Here is a 15,701-nt window from a genome sequence, read left to right on the forward strand (position 1 = left end):
AGTCTACCTCTCATGAGAAAGGTGTCAAGGCCGACCAGAAAGACTTGCTTCACTTTCGATTAGTTTTTTTCTTACCCTTGACTTCCTCTTCGTTCTTTTTTGAGAAAGATATCCTTGCCGAAAGGCCTTCGCGTAAAACTATAGCAATACCTAGTATTGAAAAACACGCTGAAAGGATGGCCAGACGAATTTCCCAGAACGACTGTCCGGGCGAAAAGACCCAGACGGCAACAAAACCTGCAGCAAGCACAAGCAGGAAGAGGAACACATCCAGGATGACTTTCATGATCTTCGAATTTAATGAAGTAAGGGGATTGCGAGAGTAAAAGCCTGAGCGAAGCCTTACAAGATGGACCAGAAGGAGAAGAAAGAATACGAGCCACAGAAAAATCAGGACAAAAACCGACCACGGACCGAGTCTTAGAAAAAACTGATTTAACGAAGGATTCATTAACAAGAAGAATACTTTATTAATATCCTGTGTCAATCTTGTTTATAATATCGCAGGACGTCAATATAATCAACCTTGACACTTTTGCCCGAGCACTTATAATCCATTTTACTAATTTTTTCTTATGGAGGATTTGTGATAAGAAAATTCATACTGCTTGCATTGATCTTCACAAATTATGTAGGCGCATCGATCGAACCGAAGGTAAAGCCCGAACATCCTGTAGCAGGTCAAAGAATATCTCTTGAGTTTGACTCACTTAACGCTCAAGAACCTGTTCTCATAATTTCAGCAAATACGCCTGATACGGCTATAGTTGAAATTCTTTCAGGAAAAGCTTCCGGTAAAGGATTGCTTTTCTCCTACACGGTACCTGAAAAAGCCGTGTTTCTTCAGTACACTGTCGAGGATAAAGACTCAACGCTTATGCCCGAAGGCATCAAGTTTTACGGAACACCTGTATACGATAAGGTTTCGGACAAGCCGCTCTTCGATGCGAATCGTTTATACTCGCTTATATATCTGGATTCTAGGGCAGATCATCTTGCGAAAGCTCGCGAACTCCTGGAAAAGGAACTCGAGCTCTATCCAGCGAACTGGGAAGCTTATGTACTGCTTAAACGATTGGACCTCGGAGAGGGAAAAACGAATGAAGATAAGATGGCCGCAAACCTAGATTCCCTGCTTGCATTAAAACCAGATTCCCTTGAGACGCTGGAGTTTGCCGCCCTCGATTTTTATATGTCTTATTCTGCTTACGAGAGCAAAGCTTCGAGTCTCTTGGCCTCGCTTGCTCAAGCCTACCCCGCAAGCAAATACTGGACCGATTACCAGTATTCTATATACAATTTCATCTCGCAAACGCCTGAAAAACTTGGCGATTTCGAAAGAGAGGTTTTCCCTTCACTTAAGAGTGAAGCAAAGGAAAGCGCTTACTTCCTTTTGATGAGCTACGCACTTGCTGGAGGCCGCTCAAGAAGGATAGAGGACCTGGCCAACTCATTCCTAAAGGAGTTCCCGAACTCGACACTCGCTCCCGCTTTCATCGTAACCATGCTCGGTTCCAAGTATGAACAGCAAAACGCCGAGTGGGCCAAGAAGGTAGAAGACTGGCTTAAGATTTATCCCGAAGATCCCGAGCTCAACATCCAGCTGGCCGAGTATTACAGGGACAAGAGTTGGAACACAGCACTGGTTTACTACCGAAAAGCCTTAAAATCGAGCAATCTTCCCCAGGTTGCAATTGTTTTTGCAGAAGCCTCTGCAGAAAAGGAGAAAAACTTTGCTGAAGCCTCAAAGGCGATGAAGCAAGCGTTTGCTCAGACTACCCAGAATAACTACAGAAAACTCCTCTGGTGGGAGGATTTTCAGACCCGCCAGCGCAAGCTGGATCAATCGCTGATAGCCCTTTACTTAAGCAACGGCTGGCTGGCGTTCAAGACTGGGAATTACGAAAACGCCCTGTCCGACTTGCTTAATGCGGATTCCCTGCTCGTAAACCTGAATTCGTACAGCGAGGAAGTTTACAGAAGGCTCCTTGCGGTTAGTGAAAAAATGGGAAATCTGGAGGCGCGCAAGATAGCTTTAGTCAATCTTCTTATCGCTCAGCCCGATGATGAGTCTAACCAAAACCTTATTAAAGGCATATACCTTCTGGAACACCAGGATACAACAGGATTCGGTGAATGGTTTTTTAACGAAAAACTCAAGGTCGCTCTACGAAACCGGATAGACAGAGGAGTCCCCGAATTCAAGATATTCGATATGGCCGGAAAAGAAATGAACATTCGTGACTTAGCCGGCAAGGTGGTTGTAATAAACTTCTGGGCAACGTGGTGCCAGCCCTGCCGCCAAGAAATTCCTCAGCTCAACGCTCTGGTTAAGGACTACAAAGACAACGATGAAGTCGTATTCATAAGCATCTCAAAGGAAGACCCCAAGACAGTAAGCGATTTTTTGAATGAAAACACGTTCACGTACAAAATCTACCTAGATGACGGCCAGGCATCAACGCTATTCAACGTCCAGTCTGTGCCGACGCACCTTGTTATCGATAAAAAGGGTAAGCTCCAATACGAACATATAGGCAGCTTCCCTAATCTTGGACAAATCCTTTCTTCGGAGATAAACGCTCTTCTTGAAAATCGCTGACAAGAGTCGCGCAAAAGAGCGGATTACTGCAAGCAGCATCTTGAATGCGTTCTTGTTGTCGTGTTTGATTGTCTCAGGCTGCGTTCCTCCTTCTACAACGGTCTTGCGGACTCCAACAAGAGACGCACTCGTTGAAGAGATTCACAAATTCAAAGGAACCCCTTACCACTATGGCGGCTCCACGCCGAAAGGAACGGACTGTTCAGGCTTTACCATGACTGTTTTCTCAAGATTCGGTGTCAAGCTTCCCCATTCAGCATCAGGGCAATTCAATATGGGCAAGTCGGTCGACCGCAGCAACTTAAAAATCGGCGATTTACTTTTCTTCCGCACCCAGGGCTCCAAAGTTGTCAACCATGTAGGCATATACCTTTGGGAGGGCAAGATGGTCCACGCATCTTCGACGGACGGCGTCATCGTAGTCCCTTTTACCGGAAACATATATTACGAACGTCGCTACGCCGGGGCAAGAAGGATAATAGACTTTTGAGCAGGAAAGAGACAAAGAAGACGAAAAAAGAAGAGGGACAAAAGACTCAAGGAAAGCGTTCCTTCTGGCGAAAAGCGTGGGATTTTGTTAAAGACTGGTCGACGATAATCCTTTTAGTGCTCGCCATAAGGGCGTTTGGGGTGGAGTCGATGATAGTACCTACCGGCTCGATGGAAAGAACCATCATGCCGGGCGACGCCTTGCTCGTCAACAAATTCCGCTATGGATTCAAGATGCCCTTCACCAACAAAGACATAATCCCCGGCCGCAGACCCAATAAGGGCGATGTAATCGTCTTCCGCTACCCCCATCACGGTCGCTACCCCCAGCCTGACGAAAGATTTGTTCGTTTCTTTCCAAAATGGTTCCCGCTCCTGCCCATACACTGGGATAAGCGGGATAAGAAATTCAACTTCTACGCGCCTGAGAACTGGGTTAAGCGTTGTGTCGGATTGCCCGGCGACACGGTGGAGATAATAAATAAGGAGCTATACGTCAACGGAAGGACGTTCGCGTGGAACTACAAAGCCGCTTTCGAGGATCAGTACGCCTTTCCGAGCCTTGTTCCAAGGGAGGAGTTCCAGAAACGCTGGATGGACCTCTTGTGTTTTCAATTTCACGACAGCCTGTACTACGCGGACTCCAGCGTATACAAGTCGAATCCTTCCTTCGGCAGAATATCATTCGATGAACTGAGATTTTATTACGACAGCCTTTTCGTTCAAGCGTATTACGACAGAAGGATAGGTGAGGAGCATCTTATGCACTATATCGTGAATTTCTATATGAACCCCAAGCATCTGAAAGACATGGAGAATCAAAGTCTGGATATAGACCTCCCCATCCCACCTGATGGAACGGCTGATCTTGCCGGATTTTACAACAAATACTACTCTCAGACGAACTACAAGGTGCGGAACATGGAAGTGGACAGTTTTCTTTATGCTTCCTACATAATGCACTACTATATGAGAGATAACTTCGGTCCCATTGTCGTTCCGGATGGAGTCGTGATGGGTATAGGCGATAACAGGGATTATTCGCACGATTGCCGCTACTGGGGATTCATTCCGCTCGAGATGCTCAAGGGTTCGCCTCTGGTCTGCTACTACTCGCTTGGCGACGAGTACGATGCCGACTCGAACAAGATGAGTATACCTGCAAGGATTCTCGGAACCCATTGGGAAAGGATAGGAAGACCCGTTAACTAGACAAACGTCTCGATTCCCTGTGAATAATACATCACAACGAGAGTGATGGAACCTGTTGACTAACCTTCAACAACACCTATAATCACGCTTTATGTCTAAGAATAAGAAGAAAAGGAACGTAGAACAGCCACAGTCAAAACCGGCTGAAGCAAAGAAACCCAGGAAGCCGTTCGGCCGCAGGCTCTGGGAGTTCGTGCGTTCGTGGGGGCTCGTGATTTTGATAGTGCTTGCCATTAGGGCATTCGTAATCGAGGCGTTCACGGTTCCCACAGGTTCAATGGAGGATACAATCCTTCCGGGAGATTTTCTTCTTGTCAACAAGTTCGTATACGGATTCAAGGCTCCCTTCACTAATGCGGATATAATCCCGGGCAGAATGCCTAAACGGGGCGAGATAATCGTCTTCCGCTATCCCAGGGACACAAGATGGCCCGAACCCGAGGAGCGCTACGCGCGCTTCTTCCCGAAGTGGTTCCCGCTCCTGCCCATATTCTGGGACAAATGGGATAAGAAGTTCCACTGGTACTCGCCGCACAACTATGTCAAACGCTGCATAGGCCTGCCCGGCGACACGATAGAGGTAATAAACAAGAGGCTCTACGTTAACGGAGAGCCTCTTGACGATTCCCGCTACGTTACCCATAAGGATCCTTCAATATTTCCGCCGGTTGTCCCTGCCGATGAATTCAACAAGCGCTGGCGGAACCTTGAGTTCGAACGCCGGTACGAGGTCCGCGACAACTTCGGCCCGATAATAGTACCCCAGGGCTACGTGTTCGGTATGGGCGACAACCGCGACCAGTCCGACGACTGCCGCTACTGGGGACCTATACCGATAAAGTTTCTCAAGGGTTCGCCTGTCGTCATTTACTTTTCACTTGGCGAAGGGAACAACCTCTTGGAACGTATTTTGCGTATCAACTGGAACCGCATAGGTCGGGTTGTAAGATAGTCCTTTTCCCTCTCTGCTCTGCAATAGATACAACAGTGCTTCACTAAGCTTTTCAGATAGTCTGTGTTATTCAGAGGTAGAACCGCAGACTCAGGTTAAGGCCTGGCGTGGACGAAATCCTGTAGGCTGCCGCGAGATCTATCCAGTACCACCTGAAACCGATATGGGGCGTTACGCTCAAATCTTGCGATGTTCCCTGTAAAGAGGCGCCTACGAAGGCATAGTCGAGCGGAAGGATGTCGAGGGATACGCCCCACGAAAAACCCTGCGAAAAATCCGTACCCCACTCTTTTGTGTCGTTTTCGCGGTAAAGAAAGTTGTCTTCCAGTACGACTGATGCTACGAGAGGCAGCTTGCCGAAAAGATCGTCATATTCCTTGAGCAATGGCAGTTCGTAAGTATAGGAAAGCCCAAGGCCGTATAAAGTCCGGTTATTGTTAAGTCTCTCCCTTATATTCAATGTATTTTGTGCTGTCAGGAATTCGGCCCTAGCCTTAGCCGCCAGATATCCGTAGCGTATGCTGCCGATTATTCGGCGCTTATATTGCAGCGCTATGTTACCCAGGAAGATCGAATGCGTGCTGTCGCCGAAAAAAGGGCTGTGAACGGTGTCTATATCGACCCAAAGCAGAGGAAGTTCGAGACCAAGCTCATTATACCCGTCTGGTGAAAACAATACCTTGCTAAGGGCAGGTATTGAGAAAAGACTGTCACCGAAACCGGTCCTGTAATGGAAATCGAACTCAGCAGTGCTTGCAGAAATCAATGCACCTGATTCTATTTCAAGAGGCTTGTGCGGTATATAAACATCGGTATACTGCGTCATAAGCGAGATAAGAATTACAAAGCTCATATTCAAAGTCTATTTAGGCTTTCTATTATGTCAAGTGAGTGTTGATGCTGATTTAGTTATCCTTGACTACGACCTTTAGTCCTGAATATGGAAACTCCGATATCCTTACGCCCGAGCCCTTTATCTCGATGGGTATGGAACCGTATATGGCGCTTCCTCCGATGCTTTTTATATTCACATCCGTGGTAGATGATCCCGACTGGGCATAGAGCGGCATTGGAGAAAGAAGCCCTTTTATGGCTATCACGGACAATGCGATGGCGATTACCACGAGGACAATCTTAACAAAGGGTGAAAGCGTCAGTCGCACGCTTCTCATTCCTGATTTTTCTGTCATGGTTCCTCCTTTGAAGGTTAATAATACTATAGTAATGAACAAGATTCAGTCAATCATTGCGAAGACTTTCCAGGCAAGTATAATGCATTGATATGGACGAACCGATACTTTCAACACCACTGGCTAGGGCGATACTAGCTTCTTACAAAAAAGGTGAAGAGGATGAACTCTTAGAACCGCTTGTGCTAGTGGATAAAGCCGGCAACCAGATCGGAAGAATCAAGGAGGGCGATTCGGTAATCTTTTACGATATCAGGGGTGAAAGAGAGATAGAGTTGACAGAGGCTTTGACCGACCCCGGTTTCAGCCATTTCCCCTCTATGGATCTTGGGCTTTCATTTGTTACCATGATCCGTTATCGAAAGGGTCTCGGGGTTCGTGAAGCCTTCCCGCCCCTGGAAAAACTCAAAAACACCCTTTGCGAGGTGCTTTCGAACCGGAGCAAGCGGATTAGAAAGATAACAGAGGCTGAAAAAGCCATCCATCTTTCTTACTTTCTCAACGGCAAGAGCGAAGAATCCTTCGAAAATGAGGAAAGGGTCATCCTGCCGACAAGGAAAGATGTAGCTACATTTGACCAGGCCCCGCAGATGTCTGCGGAGCTTGTTACCAAAGCCGCTTGCGAAGCGCTTGCCGATAAGGCCGTCGATGCCGTGATTGTTAACTTATGCAACGTCGATGTTGTCGGTCATTTCGAGAATGAAGGGTCGGTCTTGAAAGCCATAGAAACCGTTGACGAGAGCCTAGGTAAGATGATATCGTGCGCCAGACAGAACGACGCGACTTCCGTGATAACGGCTGACCATGGAACGGTTGAGCGCTGGCTCTACCCGGAGGGTACTGTGGATACAGGTCACACGAAAAGCCCCGTGCCTTTTATTGTTGATGCGGATGGTTCTTTTACAGTAACCGATGGCGAACTCAGCGACGTGGCGCCTACCGTTCTCCACCTTTTAGGCATAGAAAAACCCTGCGAGATGACCGGAAAGACCTTGATTGACGGAAGCGCTCCTCGAGCAAAAAGGATATTATTGGTAATACTCGACGGCTGGGGACACAACGACGGCGATTACGGCAATATGATAGCCAAGGCAAGAACGCCAAGTTTTGACTCGCTGTGGAGCTCCAGGCCTCACTGCGTTTTAAAGGCTGCGGGCACCGCTGTAGGATTGCCTGAACGAAGCGTCGGCAACTCCGAAGTAGGACATCTCCATATAGGAGCAGGCAGACACGTTCCATCTGATAGAGTGAGAATAGACTCTGCAATAGCCGACGGGGCTTTCATGCAAAACGAGGCGTTTCTCTGGGCGATAGAGGAAGCCAAAAGCCGCAGATCTTCACTGCACCTCCTGGGTATTGTGAGCTTCTATTCGTCTCACGGCTCCATTACGCACCTCGAGGCGCTCATGAGACTCTGTAAGGAAAGGGATGTGGATAACTTCTTCATCCACGCTATGCTCGGCAGACGCGGTGAACGGCCTATGGCTGGCGCGCGCTACATAGGAATGATTGAGGACGAATGTCTTAAGATAGGCCGAGGCAAAGTCGCAGGAGTTATTGGCCGTTACTGGTCTCTTGACAGGGAAGAAAACTGGCGGCGGATTGAGCGAACTTACAGATGGCTTCTGGAAGGTCACGGAACCCGGATAATAGATTCGTAACTGACGTTTATAATCCGATTTCAAAAAATTTACCGGTGGATAACAGGTAATCTGACTTAACGTCTTACTTTAGGTCGTCTTGCTCCGCGCTCTGCTCGAAATCTGCAAAATCTTGCTCCTGCGAGTCCTTAATAATCTGATACGCAAACTCGGCCGCCTCCCTTGGAACCATTATTTTGACTACGGGTTTCTTGTCGGAAAACGGTCTCAGATGATCCGAAGCTTCATCAAGAAGATGAACCGTTATCTCGGAAGCGCGCAGTAGCCCCGCTATCACAAGAGCTTCCTCGCGCGAGCAGGTATGGATGCAAATAAACCTATCCATGCAGTTCACACTACTCCGTGATTGAATTTTGTCAAGCTTCCCATACTCCGGCTGAGACCTCATCCTCATCTATCGGTCTGCGTATCGTGAAGTGGAAAGTAGAACCCTTGCCAGGTGTGGACTCAACCCATATCCTTCCGCCGTGCTGCTCTACGATTTTCTTGACGATATTGAGGCCGACCCCTGTCCCTCCTCCGTATTCATCCTGACCGTGAAGCCGCTGGAAGATCCTGAATATCTTCTCAAGATATTTTTCATCGATGCCTATGCCGTTATCGCTGACTGTAAACTCATCGAACCCCTCCTCCGGATGAGCTACGCATCCGATATCTATGGTCTTGTCAGTCCTGTCGTTATATTTAATCGCATTGCTGATGAGATTCGAGAAAACCTGAACCAATCTCACTTCATCGCAGTAAATGACGGGCAACTCATCTTGAATCGTTATTCCTACTTCGCTGTCGGGATTTACGAATTCGATTGCCTGCTTCACGAGTTCGCTGGAATCTATCTCCTTGAAGGGATTTCTGTGCCTGCCTATGCGCGAAAGCTCCAGAAGATCGTTAATGAGTCCTTCCATGCGCTCGGCGCCCTCCACGATTCTTCGCAGGTAATCCTGCCCGACATCATCCAGTTTCGACTGGTAATCTTCCTTCAGGAATCTTGAGAAACCCATCATAGCCCTGAGCGGAGCCTTGAGATCGTGGCTTACTATGTAGACAAAATCCTCAAGCTCCTGATTGGTCTTCTCGAGCAGACGCGCCTTCTCTTCATCCTGCGCCTTTAGTTCGCGCAAGCCCTTGACCATCACGTTGACTCCCATCGCTACCGACCCGAATATATCCTCGCTCGATATCGGCACCTCTACCGTAAGATCGCCGAGGGCTACGTCGGAGAGCACTGAAAGTATTTCCGTTAATTTCTGCTCGGTGTAATCCCTGAGTTCCTCGAGATTCAATTCGTCAGGATTCCTTATTTCGGCTTCTTCTCCGGAACTAGTTCCTGCATCTGTGTCGCGCTTCTCGTCCACGCAAAACTATAGGTAATCTGAGAGTTTTGTCAAGTAAGAATTGCATGCAAAAGGGATGAATTCAGAACCGCATTCTCAGGGTTTCTTGTATTAACAATGAAAGTTTAAAGATATTGTTTAACTTATTCACTTCGATTCAAGACGGATACGGAGCGTGTTTTCAAAGATTGACAAAGGTGTTTTTGAGGCTAGATTTATCTTGATGGAACTTCACGGCGGACAGAAACTGTGGCCCTCGGAGATCAGGACTTTCTTTACGAGTCTTAAGGAGGCTTTCCTTGCGTTTTACGGACGGCTCGTTCGCATCAAGATCTTCGGCAGGGAATTCTGGCAAGGGCTGAACCGAAATTCCATTGTCGTGGCAAATCATGTGACGGGCGTGGATTCGATAATTCTTCAAATAGGTCTCAAACGCAGACTTTTTATGCTCGCTGCAAAAAAATGGTTTGAAGGCAGATTCATCCGTTTCTTCATGACTTTCTTTTGCGATATGATACCGGTTGCGATAAAAGAAGGTCCATGCAACGTCAAGGGCATCAAAAGGGCTCTGAAACTCCTTGAACTGAAGCAGAGTATCGGGCTATACCCCGCAGGCCGCATGACCCGCGAAGACGCAGTGCCCGAGATAAGCAATGGAGCCGCCTATCTTGCCTTGAAATCGGGAGTTCCAATAGTCGCCGTATACGTGAAGAATCTTGCCTTCGGCCCAGAGATAGGCTCCTCTCCCCGCATTGACGACGCTGTCGAAGGGTTGGGGTCGGTGGTTCACAATATCTTCAATAGGAGGATAGAACTCTACATCGCTCCCCCTGTCTTCCCCGTAACCGACGCTTTGGATAGAAAATCCGAGATAAACCGCATCAATACCGAGATACATGAAAGATTCGAGGAACTCATTCAACAAGCAAGCCTAAACTGACATGCTTGATCAGGGCTGTAAAAAGAAGTCGACGGTGATTTTCGGACTTCGTTAGAATTCTAGGTAAACCAGCCGCCCACTGCAAGCCTTACGACTGCCAGCGCTATTACGACTATTGAAAGTATAAGGCCAACAATGGCTAAGGGCGCCACCAGACGTCGTGATATAGGCACTATTGCCAGGATAAAAGCCATTACAGCAAGCGCTAACGCTATCCATTCGAAGATTCCGAAAAGAGGTACAAGTCCAATTGCTCCGAAGACCAGACCTATTATCGAGAGAATAAAGCTCGCTATACCCATTCTTCCTCCTAAAATCCTTTCGGTTATTGGTAACGGATTCCAAAAGAGCAAGGGAGAGTGTCGCAGCGCTCTCCCTTGCGAATTGGCAACCAATCACCATGGGGCGCATGGAGTCGAAACTCCAGCACCATTCCATTTTTTTATACTCTTAAGACGTCCGGTCTTTGTTTTTGTTTCATTAATTCTGATATTGACTTCACGACCCTTAGGGCTACTATTGTCTTTTGGAGGCAATATGCTTAAACGAGTGTTCATTTTCTGTTGGATTATCTTTATTTCCGGATGCGGCACGGTCTCGACTGTTAGACCGCTGCCAGTAGGCCAGAATGCCCTTTCCCTCTCGGTCGGCGGACCGATTGCCGAGCTTCCGGGAATTGCCGATGTGCCCTTGCCATACTCGACTTTACGATACCGCTGGGGCGTATATAAAAATCTCGAGGCGCACATAGGCCTTCATCCTACAATGCTCGTATTCGGAACGATAGGGCTTGACGCAGGATTAAGCTATGAGCTCATTCACGGGAGCAAATTGACGCCTTCGCTCGTCGCCGGAATCAACCCGACCTTCTGGATTAATCCTTTCAACCGTGCAGCAGGGTTTTCGCCTGAAGCTGAAGCCGTAGCCTCATGGACAATAGGAAAAAACCTTCTCGTTTATTCGGGAGGACAGGCTTTCTTCCAGCTGGAGAAACCTTACGTTCCATGGGCGGCGCTCATAGGTTGGGAATGCAGGTTTGGAGCTGCAGGTCTAGGGATCGAGGCAAAATGGTATGCGCCTACGGAAAACTCCGAATACCGCGTCGTGCGCTTTCCCTTATCGCCCGGCAAAATGGGCGCTTTTGGAGCAGTTGTAGGATTTTCTCTCTACCCGGGAGGCCGCGATGGTTAAAAAGCTTTTCTCTTTTTTCGCTCTTGCGGCGATGACAGGATGCTTTTCCCTTGAACCTTTTTACTTCATGGAAGAACCGCTCGAGAAATATCTCGACCCTGAAGACATGAAGGAAAACGAGCATTACAGGGGAATAATACCTTCCGAATTGATTGCGGCGGACAGCTTTCAGATTAGTTCGGGCTTCATTTACGGGTTCTGGGCGCTGCATCCAGGCGACACGCTCAGCGATACCACTATGCCCTTCAATCAAAAGGCAACCATACTTTACAGTCATGGAAACTCTGGCAACATCAACGGATACTGGGACAGGGTCGAACTCCTGTGGGAGATGGGGTACCGGGTATATATTTACGATTATCCGGGTTTCGGACGATCCGACGGCGCACCATCGAGCGAGAATTGTTTAGAAAGCGCTAAAGGTGCACTTGCAAGACTCCTGGCGCAGAAGATGGTAGATACCTCGAAGATCGTCTTCTACGGATATTCGCTCGGCGGCTACATGACTACCTATCTCGCATCGGACGTTCTCTCGCCCGGAGTGGTGATACTCGAATCGGCGCCAGCTTCAACCCGGGCGTTCATGAAGGATTCAGGCCTGCTGGGGCTGCCCGGAGGCATCGTATCGGGCGATGATTTCGACAGCGAAAAAAGAATCGCGAATATAGGCTGCCCGCTGCTCATGATGCACGGCCGCAACGACAGCTACGTTGTTTTTGAACACAATGCGCTAGCGCTCTGGGAGCTTGCAAATGACCCCAAGGATTCCTTTTGGGTCGAGGGTGCCGGGCACGGCGACGTACCTTACGTAGCCGGCGATGAGTATTCAACGAAGGTGAAGGAGTTAATAGACTCTATTCTGCCGTAACAGATTTCATTTCGATGTAAAAAAAAGGAGGCAGATTTCTCTGCCTCCTCTTACATCGGGGCGAGTGGATTTGAACCACCGGCCCCTAGCACCCCAAGCTAGTGCGCTATCCGGGCTGCGCCACGCCCCGATTGAAAGGACGCTCTCCGAGGAAAGCCCTTTTCAGATGTGATTATATTTCAAGATAAATGAGTGTCAAGTTCCAAAGGTTGACAGACTTGACCCGTGTTGCTATACTTAACTCTGCGCAGGCATTATCGCGCGTACGCGGTGGTAACTCAATGGTAGAGTAACAGCCTTCCAAGCTGTTGGTTGCGGGTTCGAGTCCCGTCCGCCGCTTTTTTACCCGTGAAAATCACGCTGTGATTTTCTGAAGGCCCTATTCGCATTCAAGACCTCCGCAAAATACCATTAATTTTATGTAACAACTGAGATAGCTCGTAAATATTATCTCTAATCATTTAGTGGTTTTAGCCTCGTCCGTAATCTTTCGATAGAATGAATTGAGTTTACAGGTCCGCTCTTATCTCGCATTGAGGCAGCTTCTTCTGGAGCTTTTCTACTCCCTCGGAGGTGATTTCTCCACCGCTGCCGAGATAAAGTATTTTAAGACCCTTAAGCTTCTCAAGATGCTTGAGGCCCGAATCCGTTATCCGCGTGCCGTAGAGATCGAGTTCCTTGAGGTTTGTCATCTTGCCAATGAACTTAAGGTGCGCGTCGTCGATTCCGGCGTAGGGAAGATAGAGCCTTTCGAGCTGTTTAGTCTCGGCAAGAAGCTCCAGTACCTCTGGCAGGACTTCGGCCTGGATTATGGAGAGCTCCTTGAGTCCTGTGAGCGTGGGAATGAGTTCGAGCCAGGGTGTGTCGACAACGTTGTACATGCGGCTCAGGCTTTGGAGATTATTCATCCCCTTCAGATGAAGCATCTCCTCGTCGGAGACTGCGTTCAAGGAGAGTTTTTTGAGATTCGGCAGTTGTCCTATGTAGCGCATCGCGCCCTCTGGAAGAATCGTGAAGCTCGCATCAAGCTCAATCAGGCTGGTGAGAGCGGCAAGGACATCTATCCCGTGCTCGGCTAGAGGACCCTCGCCCAGGTTAAGATAACGAAGACCTTTGAGTGTCTGAAGAGAGGAGAGATCGTTTTCCTCATCGGTATGTACTACGGAAAGCGCCGCGAGATTGGGAAACCGGCCGAGATCGGGAAGGTACTGGACGGTTGCAAGGATTGCAACCACATCGCCAGGTTTCTTGACTTTCTTCGGCTCCTGGTCGAATGTGTTGAAACCCCGGAGCTTGCCCGAAACCCAGAGACCTTGTTCATCGACGGTGTAGTCTATTGAATCCTCACCTGACCACGGATAGTAGTAATTGTTGTACGGTTCGCCTTCAAGCATAAGAAACTCCCCGCCGGGCGTCCAGTCCGATACTTCCTGAGTTTGAGCGACCTCTCCGTCGCGTACTATTACGAGCTCGCGCGCTCCGAGAAGGGATGCAATGAATAAAAGGATAAATGTAGTTTTCAAGAAAGCCTCCTTTTGAAAAAGAATACATGCGAGGCAGTTACTGTCAACGTCTTTGACAAGCCTCTTTTTCGTACTATCATAAATAGAAATTGTAAAACCAGAGGAGCAATCATGTCTTCGGATATAGATATAGCGAATAATGTCAAACTGAGCCCTATAACCGAGATAGCGGCCAAATTGGGACTTAGCGAGGGTGAGTTGGAGCTTTACGGACGCTACATGGCCAAGGTCTCCGCGGATACATGCCACAGGGAGGTAGGATGCGAGCAGACAGGCAAGCTGATTCTTGTTTCCGCCATAACGCCTACGCCTGCTGGAGAAGGGAAGACCACGGTCTGTATCGGGCTTGCCCAGGGCCTTGCCCATATAGGCAAGAAAGCGGCTCTCGCCTTAAGGGAGCCGAGCCTTGGCCCTGTCATGGGAGTAAAGGGCGGCGCAACCGGAGGGGGGTACTCGCAGGTGCTGCCGATGGAGGATATTAATCTCCACTTTACTGGAGACATACACGCTGTAACGGCTGCGCACAACCTCCTTACCGCCATGATTGACAACCACATCCACCAGGGCGACGAACTGGCGATTGACGGCAGAACGGTTTTATGGCGCCACGTGATGGACGTCAACGACAGATCATTGAGACAGATGGTCATCGGTCTAGGCGGAAGAACGATGGGGTTCCCGCGCGAATCCGGTTTCGACATCACCGCTTCATCCGAAGTCATGGCGATACTGTGTCTGACGAATAGCTTTTCGGACCTCAAGCGCCGGCTCGACAGCATTCTTGTCGGATTCACGTTCGACGGAGAGCCCGTGACCGCAAAGGGGCTTCACGCCTCAGGCGCAATGGCGGCCCTTCTCAAACACGCATTCAAGCCCAACCTTGTTCAGACCATTGAGGGCGTTCCTGCGTTCATTCACGGCGGGCCGTTCGCCAACATCGCCCAGGGCGCAAACTCCGTCATGGCGACGAAGCTGGCATTAAGGCTTGCAGACTATGTAGTTACCGAGGCGGGGTTCGGCTTTGACCTGGGCGCTGAGAAGTTCTTCGATATCGTGTCCCGGACAGGCAATCTCGATCCCGGCGTAGTCGTGCTCGTCGCGACGGTCAGGGCGTTAAAGATGCACGGAGGCGCGGACAGGAAGGAGCTGGACAAACCAAATGCGGACGCTGTCCGCAAGGGTCTGCCCAATCTCGCCAAGCACCTCGAGAACATAGCGAAGTTTGGGATGCCGGAGGTGGTGGCTATCAACATATTCTCCGGCGACACCGAGGAGGAGCTGAAGGTGATTGAGGAGTTCTGCGCGGAAAAAGGCTGCGAGTATGCGCGCGCAGAGGTCTGGGCAAAGGGAGGAGAGGGCGGTGCGGAGCTTGCACGCAAGGTCGTTAAGGTTCTGGATACGGAGCCCGCTCACTACAAGCCGCTATACGAACTGGACTGGCCCGTCGAGAAAAAAATCGAGACCGTCGCGCGGGAGATATACGGCGCAGAAGCTGTGGATTATACGCCCGACGCTGAATCAGACCTCCGAAAGATAACGAAGCTAGGATACCAGAATCTGCCCGTATGCATCGCCAAGACGCAGAATTCGCTTTCGGACAACCCCCGCCTCCTGGGCCGGCCCAAGGACTTTCTCGTGACCGTCCGCGACATAGTCATTGCGGCGGGCGCCGGCTTCCTGATTCCGATTACGGGCGAGATTTTAAGGATGCCCGGCCTGCCCAAACACCCTGCAGCCGA

Annotated in this window: 16 protein-coding genes and 2 tRNA genes; 10 read left to right on the forward strand and 8 right to left on the reverse strand. The window is 49.2% G+C overall.

Features of this window, described 5'->3' with window-relative positions; genetic code table 11:
• Positions 1 to 49: 49 nt before the first annotated feature.
• Complete coding sequence (locus GX441_02865) at positions 50 to 451, reverse strand: hypothetical protein (GenBank protein ID NLI97585.1); 402 nt, start codon at positions 449 to 451, stop codon at positions 50 to 52.
• Positions 452 to 586: 135 nt separating this feature from the next.
• On the opposite strand from GX441_02865, the gene GX441_02870 reads away from it, so the two are divergent.
• The 4 genes from GX441_02870 (at position 587) to lepB (GX441_02885) (ending at position 5,255) form a co-directional block, all read left to right on the forward strand.
• The gene (locus tag GX441_02870) at positions 587 to 2,602 is read left to right on the forward strand and encodes a redoxin domain-containing protein (protein NLI97586.1); all 2,016 of its coding nucleotides are present in this window, start codon (positions 587 to 589) and stop codon (positions 2,600 to 2,602) included.
• Positions 2,589 to 3,092 carry a C40 family peptidase gene (locus tag GX441_02875; protein ID NLI97587.1) on the forward strand — a complete coding sequence of 168 codons (504 nt, stop codon included), beginning with the start codon at positions 2,589 to 2,591 and terminating at the stop codon, positions 3,090 to 3,092. Before GX441_02870 ends, GX441_02875 begins: the two co-directional genes overlap by 14 nt.
• Complete coding sequence (gene lepB, locus GX441_02880) at positions 3,089 to 4,303, forward strand: signal peptidase I (GenBank protein ID NLI97588.1); 1,215 nt, start codon at positions 3,089 to 3,091, stop codon at positions 4,301 to 4,303. The genes GX441_02875 and lepB (GX441_02880) overlap by 4 nt, the downstream gene beginning before the upstream one ends.
• A 91-nt stretch (positions 4,304 to 4,394) precedes the next feature.
• Entirely contained in the window at positions 4,395 to 5,255 is an 861-nt protein-coding gene (gene lepB, locus GX441_02885) for a signal peptidase I (GenBank protein NLI97589.1), read from the forward strand.
• A gap of 70 nt (positions 5,256 to 5,325) precedes the next feature.
• Here the strand turns inward: lepB (GX441_02885) and GX441_02890 are convergent, their stop codons facing one another.
• Positions 5,326 to 6,108: a hypothetical protein gene (locus GX441_02890; GenBank protein NLI97590.1), complete on the reverse strand. Its 783-nt coding sequence runs from the start codon at positions 6,106 to 6,108 to the stop codon at positions 5,326 to 5,328.
• Positions 6,109 to 6,160: 52 nt separating this feature from the next.
• Positions 6,161 to 6,445, reverse strand: coding sequence for a hypothetical protein (locus GX441_02895; protein ID NLI97591.1), 285 nt, complete (start codon positions 6,443 to 6,445; stop codon positions 6,161 to 6,163).
• A 92-nt stretch (positions 6,446 to 6,537) separates the two neighbouring features.
• Between GX441_02895 and GX441_02900 the strand changes: the two genes are divergently transcribed.
• Complete coding sequence (locus tag GX441_02900; GenBank protein ID NLI97592.1) at positions 6,538 to 8,106, forward strand: phosphoglycerate mutase (2,3-diphosphoglycerate-independent); 1,569 nt, start codon at positions 6,538 to 6,540, stop codon at positions 8,104 to 8,106.
• A 64-nt stretch (positions 8,107 to 8,170) separates the two neighbouring features.
• Here the strand turns inward: GX441_02900 and GX441_02905 are convergent, their stop codons facing one another.
• Together GX441_02905 and GX441_02910 are read right to left on the reverse strand one after the other, a co-directional pair.
• Positions 8,171 to 8,431: a hypothetical protein gene (locus GX441_02905; protein ID NLI97593.1), complete on the reverse strand. Its 261-nt coding sequence runs from the start codon at positions 8,429 to 8,431 to the stop codon at positions 8,171 to 8,173.
• 31 nt (positions 8,432 to 8,462) lie between these two features.
• The gene (locus tag GX441_02910) at positions 8,463 to 9,461 is read right to left on the reverse strand and encodes a GHKL domain-containing protein (GenBank protein ID NLI97594.1); all 999 of its coding nucleotides are present in this window, start codon (positions 9,459 to 9,461) and stop codon (positions 8,463 to 8,465) included.
• Between the two features lie 202 nt (positions 9,462 to 9,663).
• On the opposite strand from GX441_02910, the gene GX441_02915 reads away from it, so the two are divergent.
• On the forward strand, positions 9,664 to 10,380 hold the full coding sequence (locus tag GX441_02915; GenBank protein ID NLI97595.1) for a 1-acyl-sn-glycerol-3-phosphate acyltransferase: 717 nt from the start codon (positions 9,664 to 9,666) through the stop codon (positions 10,378 to 10,380).
• Positions 10,381 to 10,439: 59 nt separating this feature from the next.
• Here GX441_02915 and GX441_02920 read toward each other — a convergent pair whose 3' ends face one another.
• The gene (locus GX441_02920) at positions 10,440 to 10,682 is read right to left on the reverse strand and encodes a hypothetical protein (protein NLI97596.1); all 243 of its coding nucleotides are present in this window, start codon (positions 10,680 to 10,682) and stop codon (positions 10,440 to 10,442) included.
• A gap of 235 nt (positions 10,683 to 10,917) precedes the next feature.
• On the opposite strand from GX441_02920, the gene GX441_02925 reads away from it, so the two are divergent.
• Positions 10,918 to 11,571: a hypothetical protein gene (locus GX441_02925; GenBank protein NLI97597.1), complete on the forward strand. Its 654-nt coding sequence runs from the start codon at positions 10,918 to 10,920 to the stop codon at positions 11,569 to 11,571.
• Positions 11,564 to 12,439, forward strand: a complete 876-nt coding sequence (locus tag GX441_02930; GenBank protein NLI97598.1) for an alpha/beta hydrolase — start codon at positions 11,564 to 11,566, stop codon at positions 12,437 to 12,439. The genes GX441_02925 and GX441_02930 overlap by 8 nt, the downstream gene beginning before the upstream one ends.
• Positions 12,440 to 12,494: 55 nt before the next feature.
• Here GX441_02930 and GX441_02935 read toward each other — a convergent pair.
• A tRNA-Pro gene (locus tag GX441_02935) sits at positions 12,495 to 12,569 on the reverse strand.
• 137 nt (positions 12,570 to 12,706) lie between these two features.
• Between GX441_02935 and GX441_02940 the strand changes: the two genes are divergently transcribed.
• A tRNA-Gly gene (locus GX441_02940) sits at positions 12,707 to 12,778 on the forward strand.
• A 170-nt stretch (positions 12,779 to 12,948) separates the two neighbouring features.
• Here the strand turns inward: GX441_02940 and GX441_02945 are convergent.
• A complete protein-coding gene (locus GX441_02945; GenBank protein ID NLI97599.1) occupies positions 12,949 to 13,962 on the reverse strand; it encodes a hypothetical protein in 1,014 nt (337 codons plus the stop codon).
• Positions 13,963 to 14,073: 111 nt separating this feature from the next.
• On the opposite strand from GX441_02945, the gene GX441_02950 reads away from it, so the two are divergent.
• On the forward strand, positions 14,074 to 15,701 hold a 1,628-nt coding region (locus GX441_02950; GenBank protein ID NLI97600.1), incomplete at its 3' end, for a formate--tetrahydrofolate ligase.

Source organism: bacterium (assembly GCA_012517375.1).
GTDB lineage: Bacteria > Hydrothermota > Tepidihabitantia > B3-TA06 > B3-TA06 > JAAYVC01.